Consider the following 23,674-nt stretch of genomic DNA (forward strand, 5'->3'; position numbering starts at 1 on the left):
TTTTATTTGGTTTCTAAAACCACTACAGAAAATGCAGGGATTGTGATTTCCAGTTTACCCTTTTTTGTTTCAAAGCCTTTGAAAACTGCAGGTTTGATTTTTGAAGGATTATCAAATGTGTTGTGGTCTTGTAATTTTGGCGAAGCCAAAATAGTTCCGTTAACATTTTTAATTCCAAGTTCCTGCATGTCGATTTCTATTTTATGTTCTTTTTTGGCATCGATATTTACTAATGAAATATGAATCATTCCGTTTTTATCTTTAGATGCCGAAGCGGATAAGGCAGGAAGTGATTCCCCATTATGTGTGTACAAGGGAGATTTTATAGCAATGGGCAATAATTTTGCGTCTTGATGTACACTGTACATCTGCATTACGTGATAGGTTGGCGTTAAAAGCATTTTAGTTTTATCAGTAAGAATAACAGCTTGCAATACGTTTACACATTGTGCTAGATTTGCGATGCGAACTCTTTCAGCATGATTGTTAAAAATATCGAGGGTTGCGCCCGCCAAAACAGCATCTCTCATCGTATTTTGTTGGTATAAAAACCCTGGATTAGACCCTTTTTCTACATCATACCAACCTCCCCATTCATCTACAACCAAAGCAATTTTTTTATTTGGATCATATTTGTCCATAATAGCGGAATGTCTGGTAACGAGTTCCTCCATTTTTAAGGCTTGCTGCATTGTTTTGAAATATAGGTCTTCGGTAAAATCGACAGCATCTCCTTTTTTCGCCCAATCAATCACGGAATAATGATGTAATGCTACTCCACCAAGCATATTACCTGGAATGTTTTTCATTAAGGTTTCAGTCCAATTGTAATCCCCACTGTTGGCTCCGGAAGCGATGCGCATCATACCGCCCTTGTTTTCCCAATCTGACATAAAGGTGGCATATTTGCGATATTCCCCTGAATAATAATCAGCTGTCATATTTCCACCACATCCCCAAGCTTCATTACCAACTCCCCACATTTTTACTTTCCATGGTTCTTTTCTTCCATTTTTAATACGCAAATCGCTCATTGGACTTTTGCCTCCAAAATTTACATATTGTACCCAATCTGCCAATTCCTGCACCGTTCCACTTCCCATATTTCCTGCTAAATACGGTTCTGTTTCTAGGAGTTCGCATAAGTTTAAAAAATCGTGGGTCCCAAAACTATTGTCTTCGGTAACACCGCCCCACCATTGGTTTACAATGGTAGGCCTGTTTTCTTTTGGTCCAATGCCATCCTTCCAATGGTATGTATCAGCAAAACATCCTCCGGGCCACCTCAGGTTTGGTATTTTTAAAGTTTTTAAAGCTGCAATCACGTCGTTTCGAACGCCATTAGTATTGGGTATTTTCGAAGTGTCACCCACAAAAAAGCCGTTATAAATTGATCGGCCTAAATGCTCCGCAAAATGACCATAAATGTTTTTGTTGATTATAGGTGCACTTTCATCATTTTTGAGGATCAATACTGTTGCTTCTTTTTGTGCACTGATTACTTGACTACAGAATGTAAAAATAAATAAGATTAATAGGGCTTTTTTCATGTTGTTTTTAAGTTATAAAATCATGTGGTACGCTTTTGTTAAGCGTGCCACATGACATTAAAATTCTAACTAAATCGAATAAATATTAATAACCGCTGTTTTGAATTGTTCCAGGATTGTTATCCATTTCCAATTGTGGTATTGGGAAAAATTCTCTTCCTGGGGCATAGGAGTTGAATTCAACATCTCTTGTTTTCAGCCAAGCTAATTTTGCGGGATCTTGTAACCATCCCCAACGACGAATATCATCAAAACGATGTCCTTCCAATGGAAATTCCAGAAATCTCTCATGTCCAATTTGCTCTCTCATTGCTGCTTGACTTAGTCCTGGTTTTGCTGTAGCTAAATTAGGTAAACCAACTCTGCTTCTCACCATTTGAATATAAGTGTAAGCACCCGCCGTATCACCTGTTTCATTCAAACATTCCGCATACATTAACAATACATCAGCATATCTCAACAAACGTTCGTTTATACCAGAACGCCAGTCGTATTCGTTTGCATAATTCCCATCAGAATTTTGGTATTTTCTACAAAATAAATCATTCAAATCTCCTGGGTTAGCAGCGTAAAAAGTAGCAAAATTTTGTCCGTAAAGTTTCATTCCACCTGGTTTGTTATAGAACATAGTGGCGTCTAAACGTGGATCTACTGCGCCCAAAGTTGTCAATTCATTATGAAATTCATTAAACAACGTCCTTGTTGGCTGTACGTCAGTCCATCCAAAAGCTCTAGGTCCATAAGTGATTGCTCTTGCAGATGTTTTTCCCCATCCAGAAGCCGGAGCACCACCCCAACCTAAATCCACTCCACCTGCATCTCTACTGAATTGTACTTCAAACAAAGATTCTGAATTGTTTTCGTTAGTGTCAGTAAAATTATTACGGTAATTAGCAACTAAAGAATAAACGCCTAAATCGATCACTTGTTTGAATGCGATTTTTGCATTAGGAAAATCTTTGGTAAACAAGTATGCTTTTCCTAAATAACCTAAAGCTGCGCCTTTAGTGGCACGCCCTTTTTGACCGGCATCTAAACCAGAAATGTTATCGTATGATGTCGGAAGCAATTCTGCGGCAGCTTTGAAATCAGCAATGACTTGTGCCCAACCTTCTTGGTTTGTTTTTTGCGGGTAGAAAGCGGCGATTTCAATTGGTAGCGGCACATTTTGAAACATGTTGACAGCATGAAATAAATACAATCCTCTTAAAAAATGTGCCTGACCAAGAATTCTGTTTTTAAGTGCGGTATCTGTTGTGTTTATCTTAGGCACATTAGTAAGCACTTGATTGGCACGGTAAACACCTTGATAGTAGGTTTCATAAGCCCAACCATAAATTGCTGCGTCTGACACATTCGAGTTAAAACGGCCCACATTGTACATAGAGCCCCACGGACTGTTACTTCTGGTGTCATCTCCTTTTAAGTCCAGTAACAATGGAGTACTTCGCATATAAGAACCATCAGTTAGTAAGCTTCCATAAGCTGCGTTCACCCCTTTTATTGCATCTTCATCTGTTTTCCAGAATGAATCTGCGGCGTCATTATTAGGGTCGAGTTGAATTAAGTCTTCATCGTTGACACAACTTGTTGTTACCACTGCCAGTGACAAGAAACCTGCTAGATAATTAAATATTTTATATTTCATTTGGATTCGTTTTAATTGGTTTGCTAATTTTAAAAATTGACTTCAAGGCCTAAAGAAATAGTTCTTGGATTCGGGAAAGAACCTCCGTCATATCCTCTTGAGAATGATCCGTCGTTACTATTAAAATCAGGATCGCTTCCTCTATATTTACTGATAATCAATAGATTTTGTCCGTTTACAAACAATTTTGCTTTTTGAATAAAACTTGTAGCGGCAAGTGGAATTTCATATCCAATTTCCATCGTTTGCAATTTTATGTAATCTCCATTTTCGATGAATCGGTTAGAATCTCTTCCGTTGGCATTAGGATCTCCAATAATGGGACGGGGTATGTCAGTATTTGTATTTGTAGGCGTCCAGTAATTAAGCATATCAGTGCTGTGGTTGCCATATTGTCCAGCCATCAAATTTCGGTATATGCTATTGAAAACTTTGTTTCCGCCACTTCCTTGCCAAAACATAGAGATATCCCAGTTTTTGTAAGAACCGTTAAAGTTTATACCATAACTGTATTTTGGAATCGTAACCCCTTGAAAGGTTCTGTCAAGATCACTAATCATTCCGTCTCCATTGATATCTTTGAATTTAATATCTCCAATTCCAGCATTGGTTTGTGTTGGAGCAGCAGCAATTTCAGCCGCATTTTGGAAAATTCCATCCGTTTCGTATGCGAAAATTTCACCCATGGATCGGCCAACTTCTGTTTTAGACGCTGCGCCGTAGATTGGATTTCCGTTGATACCAATTTGCAATACCTCATTTTCCAATGTTCCTAAATTAGCAGATATACTGTATTTGAACGCATTGTTATTGTTGTTGTAGGATGCAGAAAATTCCAATCCTTTATTTCTCATTGCACCAGCATTTGTTGTAATACTTGCTGGGAAAGCACCTGTAGAAAATGGCAATGGAACACCTACTAATAAATTAGAAGAGTTTTTTACAAAATACTCTGCTGTAAATTGTAAAGCATTATTAAACAATCCAAGCTCAATGGCAACATCGGTTGTTTTATTATCTTCCCATCGCACATTTGGATCTAAAGCAGCGACAACAGTTGTGCCCGGAGCCAATTCATTGTTAAAATTGTAACCTGCAAAACTGTTTATAGTTGTAGCGAAAAAATAGGCTGGAATTGTGTTATTCCCTAATTTACCATAACTAGCTCTAAGTTTGATTGTGTTCACCCATTCAGGCAAGTGGATGAATTTTTCGTTGCTCAATTTCCAAGCTCCTGAAAAAGAGTACGCATTGGTAGCGTTATAATTTTCACTGAATAGAGACGATTTGTCTTGTCTAAAGTTAGCTTGAAACAAATAGCGATCATCAAAAGAATAATTAATACGGCTAATGTACGAAGTACCTGTAATTGTAGCTTCAGACTCGCCCGTACTGTTATCATCAGCATATTGCAATTTGCTAATTTCACCAAAATCATATCCTACACCTCTTGACCAGTGGTTGTAAAAGTCTTTTCTTTCTTGTACCCAACCGCCTAAAACATCAAATTTATGTTTATTGATGTCTAATGAGTAGGTTAGTAGGTTGTTAAGAAAGGTTTTAGTTTCGTTTCCAGTTGAAACATCTAGAGAAGCTTCTTCTTTTGTGGTAATATAATACCATCCTAAATCACTTTGCGGAACAAATTTCCTGTTTTGATAATCTAAACGGTCAAAACTCGCGTCTAATTTATATTTTAATCCTTTTACAATTTCATATTCTCCCCAAATATTGCCAATAAAACGATTTCTTTTTCCGTTGTTCGAAATTAAATTATTAAACCCGATAACGTTGAGTGATATTGCTCTTTGCGTTAAATTATCAGTACCGCCGTATCCGCCTAATCTATTTGGATCGTATACCGGCATTGTTGGAATAGCACCTAACAAAGCAGCAATCGCTGATTCTCCTACATAACTGTTAAAATTTTCTTTATCTGATTGTGTGAATCCTATTTTGGTGCCGTATTTAAAATTTCCTTTTTTTCCGTTCAAATTCAAATTCATAGATAGCCTTTCGTAATCTTGAGGGGATTTGATATAGCTGCTGTTTTTAAAATAATCCATGTTCATGTTATAGGCTAAATCTTCCGTACCACCATTGAACGCTAACGAGTGATTTTCTATAATCCCAGTTTCATAAGCGGCATTTTGCCAATCGGTATTTACAGTACTGATATAATTGCTATTAGTAGGATCATTTCCTGGAGCAATGCTTAATCCAGCATTCAATTCTGCTGCACTGGTTATGTTTTGATAGCCTACTCTATCGGTTAAAGACCATTGTCTCGCTACGTTTTGAAAACCAACAAGAGATTTATATTTAATGTTCAATTTTCCCGCTTTCCCTTTTTTGGTAGTAATAATTACAACACCATTAGCACCACGAACTCCGTAAATAGCAGCCGAAGAGGCGTCTTTCAATACTTGCATCGATTCGATATCTCCCGGCGCAAAATCAAACGGCGAGTCTACAATCATTCCGTCTATTACAAAAAGAGGATTGTTATTGCTAAACGAGTTAAGACCTCTAATTTTTACATTTACAAATCCGCCCGGTTCGCCAGAGGATTGTACCGTTACGCCTACAACTTGTCCCTGAAGCATTTTTGCAGCGTCATAGGTTACCGTTTTTTTAGCAGCTTCTATATTGACAACGCCAACTGATCCAGAAAGATCTGACTTCCTTTGTGTCCCGTATCCAATGACAACAACTTCATCAAGCGCCGTAAGATCGTCTCTTAGCGCGATGTTAATTTGTGTTTTAGTACCAACTGTAATTTCTTGACTTACATAACTTATATAGGAAAAGATAAGAATATCACTAGGCGCCGCTTGTATAGAGTATTGCCCATCAAGATCAGTTGTCGTTACGGTGGAAGTTCCTTTTATTAAAATATTTACGCCGGGCGAAGGCATTTTGTCTTTTGCGGAGGTAACAATTCCGCTAACAGTTTGAGTGTTTTGAGCGGAAGTATTGATAGTCGCCATTAAAATAACTACTATTACTAGAAGCCATTCTTTTTTTGGTAATAAAAAATTACAATAAAAAAATAATCTGTGGTTGGTTTTCATTCAGTTTTTATTTAGGTTAATCATAAGTGTGTGTTTTACATTTGTAAATTTAATTAAAAAAAAAGCACAAAAACAAATTAATATGGTAAAAAAAATGGTAAAAATAAATGCATCAGATAAAATAAGTGTACAATCAACGTTTTAAAATTATGATTTTATAAAAAAAGCTTCTGTTTTTAGAAGTAATTTGTTTAAAATTTACAGTTTATGTGAAAAAATAAATATTTCTACAAAAAAATGCCCATGAAAATAATTTTACAAAACAGCCAAAAAATTGAATTTCACATCACTTATAAGGTAACAATGAACCTCATATTGTAAAAAAAGTCTTCACTTTGCCACATTGTTTTTTACAAAAAAATTAATTCCTACTACATTTAATGGTTATCGTACTTCGCAATCGATTGAAATTGAAGATAGATAATCGTTTTCGAGCTACTGTTTTGGAGTTTGATTGTAACAATTAATAAAATCACATCTTGTAAAAATTAAAGTTGTGAAATCATCTTTGATGCTTTATTAACTAAAAAAAAGCAGATTATTTAGCTGTTACGGACTAAGTGTGAAATCAACATTAATTAATTATGAAACCAGCTGAGAAGTTTATATATTTACCGTAAAAAGATATTATGTTAAATAGTTATAGTTCTGCTGATAAAGTTTTACTGGCAGTGGATTGTATCATTTTTGGATTTGATAATGAAGGATTAAAAATACTTTTGATTAAAAGAGATTTTGAACCTGAAAAAGGCAAGTGGTCTTTAATAGGTGGATTTCTAAAAAAAGATGAAGTATTAGATAGTGCTGCAATCAGAATATTAAATTCCTATACGGGGCTTCAGGAAATTTATATGGAACAGTTGCATGCCTATAGCGAGATTGACCGTGATCCTGTTGAAAGAACTATTTCAGTTGCTTATTTCGCATTGATTAATATTGAAAACCACAATGCAGAATTAATTAAAAATTACCATGCACAATGGTTTAGCATTGCTAATGCTCCGAAATTAATTTTTGACCACGATACGATGTTAAGACATGCCATAAGGAGATTGCGTTATAGAACGTCTATCAAACCTGTTGGATTTGAACTTTTACCGGAAAAATTCACCATGCGTCAACTTTTAGAATTGTACGAAGCGATTCTAAGTAAAGAATTGGATAAAAGAAATTTTATCAGCAAAATTAACTCCTTGGATATCTTGATAAAACTTGAAGAGAAAGATATGATGTCGTCCAGAAAAGGGTCGTATCTTTATACTTTTGACAAAGAAAAATACGATGCAAAACTCTTGAATGATTTTGTTTTAAACTTGTAAGTCATTCTTCAAAACCTTAAATACAAAAGGAAGTCTCACAATTGAGGCTTCCTTTTTTTATAGCAATTGTCAAAAAAACTATTCTTCATTTCTTTGATTGACTACAATTTCAATGAATTTCAGAATAGTTTTATATATGCGAACTACTCCTAAAGTGACAAAGTGCAGCTCAAATAAAATTTAAATTCTAAAGGTTTCCTTTATTATAATCGGCTAAGAAAGTAGCTAAACCACTGTCCGTAAGCGGATGTTTTAACAAACCCTCAATAGCGCTTAAAGGTCCGGTAATGACATCGGCACCAATTTTGGCACAATTTAAAATGTGCATTACATGACGAACGGATGCTGCCAGAATTTGCGTTTCATATCCATAATTATCATAAATCAACTTAATTTCGGCTATTAAAGCCATTCCATCTGTTGAAATATCATCTAATCTCCCTATGAATGGCGATACATAAGTAGCGCCGGCTTTGGCAGCGAGTAATGCTTGTCCTGCTGAAAACACCAATGTACAATTAGTTCTAATTCCTTTATTTGAAAAGTATTTTATCGCTTTTATTCCGTCTTTAATCATTGGAATTTTCACCACGATTTGAGGATGCAAAGCCGCCAGTTTCTCGCCTTCGGCAACCATACCGGCAAAGTCTGTCGAAATTACTTCGGCACTTACATCACCGTCAACCAGTTCACATATTTTTACATAATGAGCGATAATATTGTCTGCACCGGTGATTCCTTCTTTTGCCATTAGCGATGGATTTGTGGTTACACCGTCTAGAATTCCTAAATCATTGGCTTCTTTTATGTCTTTTAAATTTGCAGTGTCTATAAAAAATTTCATCTCTTTATTTATTTAAATGTTTATTTATTTTCTTCAATGTATTTTAAAATTGCTGTGCAAACGCTTTCGGTGGTAAATCCAAATTTTTGATCCAAAACACTGGCCGGTGCAGAATATCCAAAATGCTCCAATCCCACTATTTTTCCGCTGTCGCCAATTAAGCCTTCCAAGTTCACAGGAAGTCCTGCTGTTAGTCCGAACACTAATTTTCCTTTTGGGATAATGCTTTCCTGATAAGTTTTTGATTGCTGTTTGAATAATCCTTCGGATATAATCGAGGCAACGTTTATTGATAGATTTTTTTCTTTTTCTAAAAGTATAGCCGCGTCCAAAAGCGTAGCTACTTCTGATCCATTTGCGATTAAAGTGATATCCGGATTTGGCGTAGATTTTACTAAATAACCTCCTTTTTTGGATTCGGTAGCTTCTTCGTATCTTGATGTTCCGGTTGCAGGAATGTCTTTGATGTTTTGTCTCGAAAGAATCAATGCCGTTGGGGTAGTGGTGTTTTTCAAAGCCATATCCCACGCAACTGAAGTTTCCATAGCATCAGCAGGGCGGAGCGCTAATAAACTTTGATGCCCCGAATGATTTTTTATTTTTTCCAACAAACGCATTTGTGCTTCCTGCTCAATAGGTTGGTGTGTAGGTCCGTCTTCGCCCACCCGGAAAGAATCGTGTGTCAAGACATATTTTACCGGTAATTCCTGAATCGCGGCTAGTCGAATCGCGGGTTTCATATAATCCGAAAATACGAAAAAAGTCGCCACTACCGGGATAACACCTCCGTGAAGGGCAATACCGTTAGCGATGGAAGTCATGGTCAATTCAGCCACTCCGGCTTGTAGAAAGGCACCGCTAAAATCATTTTTTTGTAAAACAGAAGATTTTTTAAGAAAACCATCGGTCTTGTCACTGTTGGATAAATCAGCCGAAGAAACAATCATGTTTTCCAAATGTTCCGCCAGGTAAGCTAGAACTGCTGATGAAGCATCCCTTGTTGCCGCATTTGCTTTTTGGACTACAGCACTCAAATCTAGTTCGGGTAGTTTTCCAGATAGAAAGAAATCCATTTTTTGAGCCAGTTCTGGATTTTCTTTTTTCCAAGTGGCTACATGATACTTTTTGTGCGCAGCATCTTCAGATTTTTTGGCTTTTATTGTATCATAATGCATTGCCACATCGCCATAAATTGCAAAAGGATTTTCAGGATTTGCTCCAAGGTTTAGTAAGGTTTTTACATAATCAGCCTTAGTGTCACCAATGGGTTTTCCGTGCAATTCACATTCGCCTTCATACGTATCGCCATTGGCAGTAACACACCCTTTTCCCATAATGGTTTTTCCAATTATTAAGGTTGGTTTTTCTAATTCTTCATTGGCTTCGTTTAATGCTTTTCTAATTTGTTCATGGTCATGTCCATCAATCGTGATGACTTTCCAGCCCCAAGCTTCGTACTTCATAGCCGTATTTTCTGAAGTTACTTCCTCTGTCATGGACGAAAGCTGTACATCATTCGAATCATAAAACATAATGAAATTGTTCAAGCCTAAATGTCCGGCAATTCTGCCCGCTCCTTGAGAAATTTCTTCCTGAACACCGCCGTCGGTAATGAAACCGTATATTTTATGATTGAAAATACCGTTGAATCTGGCATCTAGAAATTTAGCTGCGATAGCTGCACCAACACCCATTGTATGCCCTTGTCCTAATGGTCCTGAGGTGTTTTCTATTCCTCTTAGTACAGCTACTTCCGGGTGACCTGGAGTTGTAGATCCCCATTGTCTAAAGCTTTGTAAATCTTCTTCTTTGTAATTTCCTAACAAATAGTATTGGGAATACATCAATGCAGATAGGTGTCCTGCATCCATAAAGAAACGGTCCCTGAATGACCAATCCATTTCTGTTGGGTCAAATTTTAAGTACTCGCTATATAAAATGTGCAAAAAATCAGCACCTCCCATAGCGCCTCCAGGATGGCCTGAATTTGCTTTTTCTACCATCGAAATGGCTAAAGCCCTAATATTGTCAGCAGCTAAATTGTCAATTTTTTTATTCATGTTTAAATTATAAATAGTAAGTAAGTTTCGATTTGTTTTAATATTAATGGGCTAAAATTTATCTGATCTGTAGCAAATTTTATTTTTTCTTTATAAAAAGTAAAACGTACAAAATATATTCATACTAGTGCCAAAACCACAGTTGTGAAATAAAATGTTTGTACGTTAGGACCTGTAGCACGTGATTAACTACTTGTTCTTTAGCGATTATAACAAAAACATTAATAAGTGTATAAATTACATTTACAAATGTAAACAAATTTTTTTTACCAAAACAAATAATTTTTATTTCTTGCTTATTTTAAATACGGATCATATTTTATTAGCTGATAAAAAATGATATTCATTTTTTTTTAAAATAATAAGATCATGCCGTGACTAAATTGCTACAACGAATTTCGAATTATTAACGTGCATTTGTTTTCTGTTTGTTCTTTCGTGCCCTTTAAAATCATCTGCGCCAAAATTTTTCCCATCGCTTCAAAATTCGTTGAAATAGTTGTAATTCCGTTTTCAACTACTTTTTTCAAAGGCGTTTCATTATAGGAAATAATGCCAAAATCACTGCCTAGATTTAAGTTTTGAAGCTTTGATTTTTCAATTACACGCACTAAATCCCTGTCACTTGGAATGATGTAAACTTCCCCTTTGTTAATTTTTCGATTTTTAAACTCGGTGATGATTTCATAATCGAAAGCAAAGTCTTTGCAAAAATTCTCGAAGCCAATTCTCATTCCCAAAGGTTCTCGAAACCCCGGAAAAATCATAATTAATTTTTCGTATTTATTTAGTCTGGATTTTCCTTCCTGCAAGCGGTCATATATGTCTTTTACGAAATTTTGATACACTGCCGGGAAGTCTTTTAGATCAGGATTGGTTTGGTCTAATATATAGACATCATTAACTGGTAGGGTTTTTATAACTGATGCCGCCTTAACTAAATTGGTAGGCATGATAATGTATTTTGTGTAGTTTCCATTACTGTCATTTATTAGTTTTTGGAAAACTTGAATGTTAAAGTGATGGAAGAAAATATCAACCTGAACATCACCTCCTATGGTTTCCAGGAATGAATTGTAAATGTCTTCTTTGAAAATATTTAACTCATCAAAAAGTAAAAATATCCTTTGTTTTATTCTTACTTCAGTGCTTTTTACATAGTATCCTTTACCAAGAATAGCATAGATTATTCCTCTCTTTTTCAACTCTTCATAAGCCTGTAAAACTGTGTCTCGAGATAGTGAAAATTCAAGACATACTTTGTTTATTGAGGGGAGTTTGCTTTCTTTTATTAAAAGACCTTTTTCAATCGTTTTTTCTATGGAGAAAATAATTTGTTTGTATTTTGGGATACCCTGATTATTTTGAATGTTGATGATTTTCATGAAAAAGCTTTTTGCAAATATATAAAAACTGGTAGGTACCGGTATGTTAAAATAAAGTTTTATTATATTTTTGGTTTTAATATTTCTTAAAAAATTAATTTAAAAAAAACATGTACAATAATTTAAACCTATTATGTTTAATACATTGTTCGATTTTGAGGTTAATGCTAAGAGTATTTGTTTTTTGGAATTAGCTACTTAAAATGGAATTAATGGACATTGATTGTCACAGCCATTATTTTACTGAAAACGTAATTGTGAATTAGAAAAGCGGTTGGTAAGATTTTAAATTTTAAAATTTTACCTATTAAATTTTTTTATTTAGAAAGTGCACTTCGTTTTGATAAAGTGTAAACCAACAGCAATCATTTGTATTGCTTTTTCAAAAAAAATATAACCGAAGGAAATTACATTTGGACTTATATCTTCAAAAATATTTTTATGTGGCATTGTTGTACAATGCAACAGTAAAAATTCGCGATCGGTATCGAAACGACATGGCATCTGATACAGTGTAAAGACTTATTTGTAATTAAACAATAAATAGTAATAATTTCAAATAAAATGATTTTTAGTTCAATTTCAATTTTGTCTTTGACAAGGAAAGCTATAAATCTTTTGTTTTTTTTTAAAAGTATAATCAAATAAAAAAAATATAAACCAACCAATTTTTTAAAACCATGAATTTATGAAAAATGTTAAGACCGTAAATCAGTTATTAAGGATTAAAGCATTCTTAACATCTAAACTGACTTTGGCAATAGTCATTATGGCGTCGTGTATTAGTTTGCAGGGTCAAAATATTATAACAGGGTCGATTGTAGATCAAAAAACATTCCAAACTGTTATTGGCGCTTCTGTAGTCGTCAAAGGAACGACAAATGCAACAATGACTGACAGTGATGGGAATTACAAATTAAATGTATCTGATCCTAATGCTACATTAGTTTTCTCCTATATTGGATATGTAACAGTGGAAGAAGCAATTGGAGGTAGAAATGTGATCAATGTTACACTCAATGAAGAAAATAATACATTAGATGAAGTTGTGGTAATTGGATATGGTAGTGTTAGAAAAAGTGACTTGACTGGAGCCGTTGCAGGATTAAAAGCTGCACAATTAGATTCTCAAAGTAATACAAATTTAGGGAGTGCAATACAAGGTAAAATTGCTGGTGTCACGGTAGAGTCTGCAGGGGGCGCTCCTGGTTCTGGAACCAGAATTCAGATTAGAGGTGCCGGATCCTTAAACAATAATAATCCTTTAATATTAGTTGATGATATTGCTGTAGCATCAATGAACAACCTGAATCCAAGTGACATCGAATCAATTCAAGTTTTGAAAGATGCTTCTGCAGCTGCAATTTATGGTTCAAGAGCTGCAAACGGTGTAATTTTGATCACTACAAAAAGCGGAAAGAGGGGAGAAATGAAAGTTACCTTTGATTCTTTTTATGGTGTTGCCAGTGTAACTAAAAAACTAGATTTATTAAATCATAAACAATGGACAAAAGTAAGTAATGCTGCATATAGTGCAGCAGGAAAAACACCATTAGACATAGGATTAAATCCACAGGTTCCTGGTGCGGGAATTAATTGGCAAAATGAAATATTTAGAGATGCTCCAACACAAAATTATTCATTAGGTCTCTCTGGAGGATCGGATAATTTAAAATATAATATGTCATTAAGCTACTTTAACCAAGAAGGAGTTATAAAAGAAACTAATTATGACCGTATCAACTTAAGGGTTAAATCAGACTATAAAAAAGGGATTTTTAAGATTGGAGAGACAGTAATGTTGACTAAAGAAAAAAGAAATGATTTGCCAGGCATACCGGGTCAAGGAAGAAATATTCTTGGAGCTGCTATATCTATGATTCCTGGATTTGCAATTTATAATGAGGATGCGACAGGCGGATATGGTGGTGCATCAGGCGCGGTTACCGATATCTTTAATCCAGTAGCAGCGTTGAATCTTTTTGATGTAAAAAATGATTACTACCAAGCATTGATTAATACTTACGCTGAAGCAAGTTTCTTTGATGGCTTTAAATATAAATTAAATGTTGGGGTAACACTGTCGGAGCATAAGAGTTATAACTACACGCCTCGTTATGAAGTGGGTGGATTTTTCAAGAATTTAAAAAATACGTTAGCAGAGGGAAGTGATTTAAACCAATATTTTCAAATTGAAAACACTCTAAATTATTCAAAAAAATTCGGGAAACATTCTGTAAATTTATTAGCAGGACACACTGTTTATCAAAATAATTTTCGTTCTATTTTAGGTTCTGTACAAGGAATGCCAGATGGTATATTTGTTCTTGCTGGTGCAGAACAACCAGCTATTTCTGGGTTTGCTACTGAAAGTAAATTGACTTCTTATCTTGGACGTGCGATATATTCTTACGATAATAAATACATCCTTACGGCAACTTTTAGACGTGATGGTTCCTCTCGGTTTAGTCCAGAAAACAAATGGGGAAATTTCCCGTCAATTTCTGCAGCATGGGGAATAGGAAAAGAAGATTTTTTCAAAAACCTAGACTTGCCTGTATCTGAATTCAAGTTACGTACAAGTTATGGTATATTAGGAAATCAAGAAATTGGAGATTACCAATACCTTGGATCAATTACATCAGGAATAAGTTATGGTACAGGAGAACCAAATACACTTTGGATCGGTAATATTCAAACAGAATATCCTGCGATTGGATTAAAATGGGAATCAACAACGACTGCCAATGTTGGTTTTGATTTAGGTTTATGGAATGGTAAATTAGATTATACTTTCGATTACTTTCAAAAAAACACATCAGATTTACTTTTGCGTGTGCCAATTCCTTTGTCAGTGGGGTCTAGTAATGATCCTTATACAAATGCCGGTGAGGTTTCAAATAAAGGTTTTGAGATGGGTTTGACACTTAATCAAAAAGTAGGAGAAGTTAATTTCTCTATAAATTCTAATATTTCAAGTGTAAAAAATCGTGTTGAAGGATTGAGCACAGGAAGTCAGATTCTTGCGGGTTCTAGTGGATCATTTCATGGATCAGCTGTGACTTACAGTAAAGTTGGATACCCTATTTATTCTTTTTTTCTTGTTAAGACAGATGGGTTGTTTAGATCACAACAAGAACTGGATGCACATAATGTGAATGGAAGTCCTATTCAACCAAGAGCAGCAATAGGAGACATAAGATATATTGATTTTAACGGAGATGGAAAAATTGATGCTGAAGACAGACAATTTAGAGGGAGTGCTTTTCCTGATTTTGAATATGGATTACGTATTCAAGCAGATTGGAAAGGAATTGATTTGACCGTTGCCGCTCAAGGTGTTCAAGGTAATGAGATATATAATGGAAATAATACGGACTTAGCAACAGTAAAAGCAAATACAAATTATGCTACTTCAACTTTAGATTCATTTACTTTTAATCCAAACTCTAATTTTCCAAGATTGAATATTGATGATCCAAATGATAATGGCGCTGATTATTCAGATCGTTTCCTTGAAGATGGTTCTTATCTGAGGATAAAAACGATACAAGTAGGATATACGTTACCTAATGACTTAAGTAAAAAAATAGCAATTGACAGATGTCGATTCTATGTTGCAGGAGATAATCTTTTTACTTCTACTAAATATACAGGATACAATCCCGATGTTTCGGCTAATGGACTTGGAGGTAGAGGAATAGATTATAAATCGTATCCATTAAGCAAAACTATTATTTTTGGTATGCAACTTAACTTTTAAATTAAATAAAAATGAAAAAGAAATTAATTTTATTATATTTTGCGGGAGGTCTAGCTTTGTTAAGTTCTTGTTCTGATAACTTAGAATTACAAAACCCTAGTAAAGTAACAACCAGTTCTTTCTGGCAAACTCCTGAGGATTTGGAGTCTGGATTAGCGACTGTTTACAATGTTTTAGTAGATAATAATAACGCAGGTTACTGGGAAATACAAGCAATGCAGTTGAAGGAAAACAGAACAGAAAATTTTGTTGCCAGAAATGATGTTCCGGGGCGTTATGCAGTTTCTACTTATAAGAATACACCTAGTACAAATGAAACTACTGGAATGTATAAAGCAATGTACATTGGTATATTTCGTGCAAATCAAGTAATCAATTATGCTCCTCAAATCAAAAATATTGATGAAACAAAAAGAGCACAGTTAGTTGCTGAAGCTACATTTCTTAGAGGATTGAATTATTTTAATTTAGTGAATGAATTTGGGAGTGTTCCAATTTTTACAGATCTAGTAAAAGAATCAGCAGATTATTTTAAAGAAAAATCAACAGAAGAGGAAGTATGGAAACGAGTTATTGCTGATTTTGAGTCTGCAGCAACAAGTCCACTACCTGAAATCTATCCTTCAGCTTTAAAAGGCAGAGTAACCAAAAATACGGCAATTGCTTACCTTGGAAAATCGTATTTATATTTAAAAAATTGGGCGAAAGCCGAAGAGCAATTTTCTAAACTGGTAAATAACGAAACTGCAAATGGGTTTGGTCTTTTAAATGACTATGCACAATTATTTGATGGCAAACACGAAAACAGTAAGGAATCAGTGTTTGAAATTCAATTCAGCAGACAAGGTGGTGCTACTATTTGGGGTGGAACTCCATCCGAAAGATCAAGGGCAACTACCATGGCACAAGAATTGGCGCCAGGAGAAGTTGGCGGATGGTTTGAGCTGTTGCCTACAAAAAAATTATTAATGGCTATTACAAAAGAGAAAACGACGGATGGTAGTTTTGATCCGAGAGCACTTGCAACTTTGGCGTGGGATTATCCAGGTTGTGTGTATTACAATTCTAATTTTTCATCTAAGTTTAAGACGACTGATATATGGATAAGAAAAAATCAAAACTGGTGGAATAATGATGAAGGAGATTGGAAATCAGAATTGAATGAATACGCAATGCGTTATGCTGATGTTCTTTTGATGCTTGCTGAAGCAAAAACTATGCAAGGAAAAGTTGATCAAGCAATACCTTTAGTTAAAAGAATTAGAGACAGAGCGAAGTTAGCAACTGTTACAATGACAGGGTGGAGTCAAACCCAAATGATGGATGAGATTATGCACCAAAGAAATGTTGAATTTGCTCGTGAAGGAATTCACTGGTATGATTTAAGAAGATGGGGTACTTTAGAAAAAGTAATCAAAGAAAGTCAAGTTGGTGGTTATCTTAATTACTCGGCGAAATACAACTACTTTCCTATTCCGGAAAGTGAATTGAATAACAACCCAAAAATGACACAAAATGCCAATTGGTAATTAGGGTTTATGCAATTTAATTAATAAAAAGTTAAATTAAGAATTTGACAAATGGTCAATAAGCTATATCATAGTGAATTAATCATTTGTCATCTCTTATATAAAATATCCGATATGTTTAAATTTATCAGATAAAAGTATTTCGATCTTAAAAATTCATTATAAATGAAAAACGAAACAATTTTAGCCTGCATTTTTACCGTTATTTCTTTGGTTGTGTTCTCACAAGAAAAGCCAATGACTAATGATTGGGAAAATCCAGCAATATTTCAGATTAATAGAGAACCTGCAAGAGCTGCATTTTTACCTTATGCTGATGAATCATCTGCTATTGCTGATGATTACACTCGTTCTCCTTGGTTTCTTACCTTAAACGGGAAATGGAAATTTAATTGGGCACCAACACCCGATCAGCGTCCTAAAGATTTTTTTAAAACAGATTTTAATACAACCAACTGGAAAGAAATTTCTGTGCCTTCAAACTGGGAATTAAACGGATATGGAATTCCTATTTATACTAACATTACCTATCCATTTGTCAAAAATCCACCATTTATTGATCATGCAGATAATCCAGTGGGATCTTACCGACGTGCTTTCGAGTTGCCAAAAAACTGGAACGGACGTCGTGTTTACCTTCATTTTGAAGCAGGAACTTCGGCGATGTATATTTGGTTAAATGGAGAAAAAGTAGGGTATAGTGAAAACACGAAAAGTCCTACGGAATTTGACATTACTAAATATGTAAAATCCGGTAAAAACCAGGTTGCTGTTGAGGTTTATCGTTGGAGTGATGGATCGTATTTAGAAGATCAAGATTTTTGGCGTTTGTCAGGAATAGATCGTGACGTTTATCTTTACAGTACGGCTAACACTCGTATTGCAGACTTCTTTGCACGTCCTGATCTTGACAATTCTTATAAAAACGGAAGTCTCTCTGTTGATGTTAAACTTAAGAACATGAATAAGGTTGAAAAAAATAATCAAACTGTAGAAGCTAAATTGGTGGATGCAACAGGAAAGAAAGTTTTTGCAAAAACGATTAAAATAAATTTAAAAGCAAATTCAACGGAATCAGTTAGCTTTAATGAAAAAGTAGATTCGCCACTTTTATGGAACAATGAAAGTCCTTATTTATATACTCTATTGCTTACACTTAAAGATGATACTGGAAAGTCCGTGGAAACCGTTACTACTCAAATCGGTTTCCGAAAAGTAGAATTAAAGAACGGACAGTTATTAGTTAACGGCATCCGAATCATGGTGCATGGTGTAAATATACATGAACACAATCCTAAAACGGGTCATTATCAAACTAAAGAAACCATGATGAAGGACATTCGGATGATGAAGCAATTAAATATCAATGCGGTGCGAAGCAGTCATTATCCGTCTAACCTTGAATGGGTGAAGTTGTGTAATCAATATGGTTTGTTCTTGGTAGACGAGGCTAATATTGAAACTCATGGTATGGGTGCTGAATCGCAAGGTTCCTTCGATAAAACGAAACATCCTGCTTATCTGCCCGAATGGAAAGCAGCTCACATGGATCGCATTTACAGTTTGGTAGAACGAGATAAAAATCAACCTTCTGTAATTCTTTGGTCTTTGGGTAATGAGTGTGGAAACGGACCTGTTTTTCAAGAGGCTTATAATTGGATAAAAAACAGAGATAAAACTCGATTGGTTCAATTTGAGCAAGCTGGTGAAGAGGAAAACACCGATATAGTTTGTCCCATGTATCCTAGTATGGATTATATGAGGGAGTATGCTAAACGTAAAGAGGTGAAACGTCCGTTTATTATGTGTGAATACTCACATGCTATGGGGAACAGTAGTGGTAATTTTCAGGAATATTGGGATATTATTCGCAGCAGTAATAATATGCAGGGGGGATTTATCTGGGATTGGGTCGATCAGGGATTTGAAATGACAGATGAAGTAGGACGTAAATATTGGTCGTATGGTGGAGATATGGGAAGCCAAAATTACACCAACGATGAAAATTTCTGTCATAACGGATTAGTTTGGCCCGATCGTACACCACATCCAGGTGCTTTTGAAGTAAAAAAAGTGTATCAGGATGTTCTTTTCACAGCAGTTGATTTAAAACAAGGAATTATTCAGGTAGAAAACGGATTTGGTTATACAAATTTAGATAAATACCTTTTCAAATATGAGATTTTAGAAAACGGGTTGGTCATAAAGACAGGTGCTGTTGACATAAGTCTTGTGCCACAATCCAAGAAACAAATACAACTTCCATTGCCAAAATTAGAATCACTAAACGGAGTCGAATATCTTTTAAATATTTTTGCCTATACAAAAGAAGGTACGGAAGTGTTGCCTCAAAATTATGAAATAGCACGTGAACAGTTTTCAATTGGAGAGCCTAAGTACTTTGTTAAAGCAGCTGGTGATAGTACAAATTCTACATTTAAAGATGGACAAGACACCGTAACTCTCAGTGCAGCTGGAGTAGAAGTCGCCATAAATAAGAAAACAGGTTTGATGCAACAGTACAAATCTAATGGAGACTATTTTTTTAATCAAATGCCAGTTCCTAATTTTTGGCGTGCCCCAACGGATAACGATTTTGGAAATAGCATGCAAGTTAGCAGTAATGTATGGAGAACTGTAGGTAGATTTAGTAGTTTGGATACCATGGAGGTAAAAGAAGTAGGAAGTAAAATAATAGTAGTAACTCGCCTTTTCTTAAAAGATGTAGCGTCTTATTATACCATTACTTACACAATGGACTCTGACGGTAGTTTAACAGTACAGAATTCATTCAAAGCAGGAAAAAATCCATTGGCCGAAATGCCTCGTTTTGGAATGTTGTTCTCTCTCAAAAAAGAGTTTGATAATTTTAGTTATTACGGAAGAGGACCTTGGGAGAATTATCAAGATAGAAACACATCATCTCTGAAAGGAATTTACGAAAGTAAGGTTGCTGATCAATATGTTCCTTACACACGTCCTCAAGAGAATGGATATAAAACGGATGTTCGTTGGTTAACACTTACAAATAATTTGGGAAATGGAATTGAAATAGAAGGTTTACAGCCATTAGGAGTTAGTGCACTACATAATTATCCTGAAGATTTTGATCCAGGTTTGACAAAAAAATACCGTCACACAAATGACATTACACCACGAAATGAAGTAGTGATTTGTGTTGATTTAGCGCAAAGAGGCTTAGGCGGAGACAATAGTTGGGGTGCTATGCCACACGAACAATACCAATTGAAAGACAAAGAGTACAGTTATGGCTTTGTTATTAAACCTAAAAAGAAATAAAAAAATTGAAATTTCACTTCTTTTTAATATTTATGAATTGGAGTGAAATAAATTGAGCGGATACAAATGAAGCTGTTAAAATTAATTATTATGAAAGAAAAACTAAAATTCTTTTTCAATAAAAATGGTCTTTTTACAATGTTTTTCATGTTTTGTGTAGTCAGTTTATAGGCGCAAAAAGTTATAATACCTATTGCAAACAGCTAAAAAATAAGAGTTAGATTTGAAATTTGGATTGAACCTGAAATGGTAAATCCTAAAAGTAAGTTATATGAAAAGCACTTGGATTGGGTAATTCGTCAACCGGAAAAACCAGAAGTGTATTATAGAAATCAATTAGTGCTTGATTTGTCAAATCTAGAAGTACAAGATTTTGTATTGTAGACTACCTTTTTATTAAAAATCCTGAATTTGCATTTATAAAATAGGATTGTAATGTTTATTTACAACGCGTATTCAGCCTATCATAACAAAAAAGGCATTCCATAATCTAATTTATATGTTGATTATATAAGAGGTTTGTAAAAAGTATAAGAAAGAATTCGTGTTAAATATCCGAAAGTTCCAATGATGTTATACGCAGGTGGACGTAGAGATTATGAATTACTGAAATACTTTACAGAATTCTGGCAGAGTGATAATATGAAAATGATATTTCTGCATTAATGTATGTTGATTAAGACATGAGTAAGGCGGTTGTCTTTAATTATTTGATAAATAATCGATTTATGTTGCCAGCAACAACATTTCCTGTAGTTTTGAAAGGATTAGATCCATTAAAAAATATGCGATAAAAGAATTAAACCTATATCCGGGAACTAATTCGACAATACCACCTGAAAATATTTTTTTAGGTGGTTTTCTTATGAAAGTAGGGGTGAACCCGAATGTAAATTTAATGAGAACTAATGTAGTATTTATAATTACAGAGGTGGTAAGATAAAAATATGTTGTGCGTAGAAAGGTTTCGTTTTACTTACAAATATAAATGTAGTAAACATTGTTGATTTTTTGTAAGATACAAAAACTGGTAGGTACTGGTATGTTATTCTAAATTATTATTTTACTTTTGGTTTTCATATTTCTTAAGTAAATCATGAAAATAAAACGTTTATCGCATTTTAAAGCTAATTCTGTAATTGAATTATTTGGTTTTACATCAGAAGGTGACGATGTTTCTCTTTATGAATTAAGTAATAAAAACGGAATGCAATTGAAGGTTACTAATTTTGGCGCCACTATTACCGCTTTGAAAATGCCGCTAAAAAGAGGTGAAATGGTAGACGTAGTATTGGGTTTTGATACGTTAGAGTCTTATATTAAATCATTTGATATGGAAAATGCACCTTACTTTGGAGCGACTATTGGAAGGTTTGCGGGTAGAATTAACAACAGCGAATTTGCTTTAAATGGCACATCAATTCATTTAAAAAAGAATCATAAGAATCATTCTATACATGGTGGAAATGGCGGTTTCAGCCAAAAAATATGGAAGGTAAAAAATGTAAATAACGGTAAGAATCCTTCTATAACGTTATCTTATTTTAGTTCTGATCAAGAAGAAAATTTCCTCGGCGATTTAACCGTCGAATTGACTTATACTTTATCGGATGCAAATGAATTAATGATTACTTACACGGCATCAACGACAAAAGATACCGTTGTGAATTTAACACATCACAGTTATTTTAATCTTGACGGACACAAATCCAGTGTTTCTGAGCAAGAACTAATGGTTAACTCGCATAGATTGTTAGAAACAACCAATGACAATATTCCAACAGGAAGATTTTTGAATTTAGTAAATAATCCTTTTGATTTTAGTCAGCCAAAACAATGTCCTTCAAAAATTGATAATACGTTTATTTTAGAAAAAGAAGATGAATTTTCGGCATCACTCTTTAGTAGAAAGAACTTGCTGAAAATGTCAGTTTATACGAATCAACCTGCAGTACATATTTATATAGGAGGCAATTGTTTCCATAAAATAAAAGGCAAAGAAAATGCGGATTATCATTCAACAAGCGGAATTTGTTTTGAAACCCAAAACTTTCCCGATGCACCAAATCATGAACACTTTCCAAATTCTTTTTTGAAAAAAGGAGAAGTATATTATCATAAAACCATTTACAAATTTCAATCTTTTTAATATGAAAAATACTAAACTTATAGTGCTGTTGGTGTCATTTTTGTTTTTTATGTCATGTAATTCACAAATAAATGTAGGACAGTCATCTCGACCAATGCCAACCTCCCCTGATTTTGCAAAAGGAGCCGATGTAGGATGGTTGCCCCAAATGGAGGCCACTGGATATAAATTTTATGACACTGATGGCTCTGAAAAGGACTGTTTACAACTGCTGAAAGACAGAGGAATGAATACCGTTCGTTTGCGTGTTTGGGTAAATCCAAATGATGATAAAGCCAGTGGACATTGCAGCAAAGAGGAAACGGTTGTAGCGGCTTTACGAGCTCAAAAAATGGGAATGCGTATTATGATCGATTTTCATTACAGCGATTCGTGGGCAGATCCTGGTAAACAATTCAAACCAAAAGCATGGGAAAACCATACTTTTCCAGAATTAATGATGGATGTTTACAACCATACTTTTGATGTTTTAAGCGCATTAAAATCGGCTGGAGTTACGCCGGAATGGGTTCAAGTAGGGAATGAAATCCCCGGAGGAATGATGTGGCCACAAGGGAGTACTAAAAATTGGAATCAATTAGCACAATTACTCAACAAAGGCTATGAAGCTACAAAAGCTATTGATCCTAAAATTAAAGTAATCGTTCATCTTGACGAAGGAAATAATAATGAAAAATTCAGATTATTTTTTGATAATGCTACAGCAAATAAGGTAAAATACGACATGATTGGAATGTCCTATTATCCTTTTTGGATCAAGAAAGACTATACCAAAACTATTGCGGATTTAGCGAATAATCTGAATGACATGGTTGCCAGATATGACAAAGAAGTGATGGTTGTAGAAGTAGGAGGGGAATACGACAAAGTTCAAAATACCTTTGATATGCTCGCAGCGACAATTAAAGCGGTCGAAGCAGTACCAAATAACAAAGGACTTGGCGTAATTTATTGGGAACCACAAGGAGAAAAAAGTTGGAGCGGTTATTCCCTGAGCACTTGGCAGCCTGACGGGAAACCATCAATGGCGCTGGACGCATTCAAAGAATAGTT

At 34.7% G+C, this 23,674-nt stretch carries 13 protein-coding genes; 7 read left to right on the forward strand and 6 right to left on the reverse strand.

Annotated elements, in window-relative coordinates:
* Positions 1 to 2 precede the first annotated feature (2 nt).
* The 3 genes from ACNQGJ_RS02475 to ACNQGJ_RS02485 form a co-directional block, all read right to left on the reverse strand.
* The gene (locus ACNQGJ_RS02475) at positions 3 to 1,550 is read right to left on the reverse strand and encodes an alpha-N-arabinofuranosidase (RefSeq protein ID WP_417970405.1); all 1,548 of its coding nucleotides are present in this window, start codon (positions 1,548 to 1,550) and stop codon (positions 3 to 5) included.
* A gap of 85 nt (positions 1,551 to 1,635) precedes the next feature.
* The gene (locus ACNQGJ_RS02480) at positions 1,636 to 3,198 is read right to left on the reverse strand and encodes a RagB/SusD family nutrient uptake outer membrane protein (protein WP_417970403.1); all 1,563 of its coding nucleotides are present in this window, start codon (positions 3,196 to 3,198) and stop codon (positions 1,636 to 1,638) included.
* 29 nt (positions 3,199 to 3,227) lie between these two features.
* Positions 3,228 to 6,272: a SusC/RagA family TonB-linked outer membrane protein gene (locus tag ACNQGJ_RS02485; RefSeq protein WP_417970401.1), complete on the reverse strand. Its 3,045-nt coding sequence runs from the start codon at positions 6,270 to 6,272 to the stop codon at positions 3,228 to 3,230.
* A 629-nt stretch (positions 6,273 to 6,901) separates the two neighbouring features.
* Here ACNQGJ_RS02485 and ACNQGJ_RS02490 point away from each other — a divergent pair.
* Positions 6,902 to 7,591, forward strand: coding sequence for an NUDIX hydrolase (locus ACNQGJ_RS02490; RefSeq protein ID WP_417970399.1), 690 nt, complete (start codon positions 6,902 to 6,904; stop codon positions 7,589 to 7,591).
* Positions 7,592 to 7,778: 187 nt separating this feature from the next.
* Here ACNQGJ_RS02490 and fsa read toward each other — a convergent pair whose 3' ends face one another.
* From fsa to ACNQGJ_RS02505, 3 genes are all read right to left on the reverse strand, one after another.
* Positions 7,779 to 8,435, reverse strand: coding sequence for a fructose-6-phosphate aldolase (gene fsa / locus ACNQGJ_RS02495; protein ID WP_417970397.1), 657 nt, complete (start codon positions 8,433 to 8,435; stop codon positions 7,779 to 7,781).
* A gap of 20 nt (positions 8,436 to 8,455) precedes the next feature.
* Positions 8,456 to 10,495 carry a transketolase family protein gene (locus ACNQGJ_RS02500; RefSeq protein WP_417970395.1) on the reverse strand — a complete coding sequence of 680 codons (2,040 nt, stop codon included), beginning with the start codon at positions 10,493 to 10,495 and terminating at the stop codon, positions 8,456 to 8,458.
* A 386-nt stretch (positions 10,496 to 10,881) separates the two neighbouring features.
* Complete coding sequence (locus ACNQGJ_RS02505; RefSeq protein ID WP_417970393.1) at positions 10,882 to 11,880, reverse strand: GntR family transcriptional regulator; 999 nt, start codon at positions 11,878 to 11,880, stop codon at positions 10,882 to 10,884.
* 688 nt (positions 11,881 to 12,568) lie between these two features.
* Between ACNQGJ_RS02505 and ACNQGJ_RS02510 the strand changes: the two genes are divergently transcribed.
* From ACNQGJ_RS02510 to ACNQGJ_RS02535, 6 genes are all read left to right on the forward strand, one after another.
* On the forward strand, positions 12,569 to 15,643 hold the full coding sequence (locus ACNQGJ_RS02510; protein WP_417970390.1) for a SusC/RagA family TonB-linked outer membrane protein: 3,075 nt from the start codon (positions 12,569 to 12,571) through the stop codon (positions 15,641 to 15,643).
* A gap of 11 nt (positions 15,644 to 15,654) precedes the next feature.
* Entirely contained in the window at positions 15,655 to 17,172 is a 1,518-nt protein-coding gene (locus ACNQGJ_RS02515; RefSeq protein WP_417970388.1) for a RagB/SusD family nutrient uptake outer membrane protein, read from the forward strand.
* Between the two features lie 165 nt (positions 17,173 to 17,337).
* Entirely contained in the window at positions 17,338 to 20,472 is a 3,135-nt protein-coding gene (lacZ, locus tag ACNQGJ_RS02520; RefSeq protein ID WP_417970386.1) for a beta-galactosidase, LacZ type, read from the forward strand.
* A gap of 246 nt (positions 20,473 to 20,718) precedes the next feature.
* Entirely contained in the window at positions 20,719 to 20,856 is a 138-nt protein-coding gene (locus tag ACNQGJ_RS02525; protein WP_417970384.1) for an alpha-galactosidase, read from the forward strand.
* A 712-nt stretch (positions 20,857 to 21,568) separates the two neighbouring features.
* Positions 21,569 to 22,621 carry an aldose epimerase family protein gene (locus ACNQGJ_RS02530; RefSeq protein WP_417970382.1) on the forward strand — a complete coding sequence of 351 codons (1,053 nt, stop codon included), beginning with the start codon at positions 21,569 to 21,571 and terminating at the stop codon, positions 22,619 to 22,621.
* A 1-nt stretch (position 22,622) separates the two neighbouring features.
* Complete coding sequence (locus tag ACNQGJ_RS02535; RefSeq protein ID WP_417970380.1) at positions 22,623 to 23,672, forward strand: glycoside hydrolase family 53 protein; 1,050 nt, start codon at positions 22,623 to 22,625, stop codon at positions 23,670 to 23,672.
* Positions 23,673 to 23,674 lie beyond the last annotated feature (2 nt).

The sequence above is a fragment of the Flavobacterium cryophilum genome (assembly GCF_048286555.1).
GTDB lineage: Bacteria > Bacteroidota > Bacteroidia > Flavobacteriales > Flavobacteriaceae > Flavobacterium.

Coding starts and splice junctions, on each gene's coding strand:
- ACNQGJ_RS02510 (WP_417970390.1), top strand. CDS start 12,569: ATGAAAAATGTTAAGACCGTAAATCAGTTATTAAGGATTAAAGCATTC.
- ACNQGJ_RS02535 (WP_417970380.1), top strand. CDS start 22,623: ATGAAAAATACTAAACTTATAGTGCTGTTGGTGTCATTTTTGTTTTTT.
- fsa (WP_417970397.1), bottom strand. CDS start 8,435: ATGAAATTTTTTATAGACACTGCAAATTTAAAAGACATAAAAGAAGCC.
- ACNQGJ_RS02505 (WP_417970393.1), bottom strand. CDS start 11,880: ATGAAAATCATCAACATTCAAAATAATCAGGGTATCCCAAAATACAAA.
- ACNQGJ_RS02475 (WP_417970405.1), bottom strand. CDS start 1,550: ATGAAAAAAGCCCTATTAATCTTATTTATTTTTACATTCTGTAGTCAA.
- ACNQGJ_RS02500 (WP_417970395.1), bottom strand. CDS start 10,495: ATGAATAAAAAAATTGACAATTTAGCTGCTGACAATATTAGGGCTTTA.
- ACNQGJ_RS02530 (WP_417970382.1), top strand. CDS start 21,569: ATGAAAATAAAACGTTTATCGCATTTTAAAGCTAATTCTGTAATTGAA.
- ACNQGJ_RS02480 (WP_417970403.1), bottom strand. CDS start 3,198: ATGAAATATAAAATATTTAATTATCTAGCAGGTTTCTTGTCACTGGCA.
- ACNQGJ_RS02490 (WP_417970399.1), top strand. CDS start 6,902: ATGTTAAATAGTTATAGTTCTGCTGATAAAGTTTTACTGGCAGTGGAT.
- ACNQGJ_RS02485 (WP_417970401.1), bottom strand. CDS start 6,272: ATGAAAACCAACCACAGATTATTTTTTTATTGTAATTTTTTATTACCA.
- ACNQGJ_RS02515 (WP_417970388.1), top strand. CDS start 15,655: ATGAAAAAGAAATTAATTTTATTATATTTTGCGGGAGGTCTAGCTTTG.
- ACNQGJ_RS02525 (WP_417970384.1), top strand. CDS start 20,719: ATGGTAAATCCTAAAAGTAAGTTATATGAAAAGCACTTGGATTGGGTA.
- lacZ (WP_417970386.1), top strand. CDS start 17,338: ATGAAAAACGAAACAATTTTAGCCTGCATTTTTACCGTTATTTCTTTG.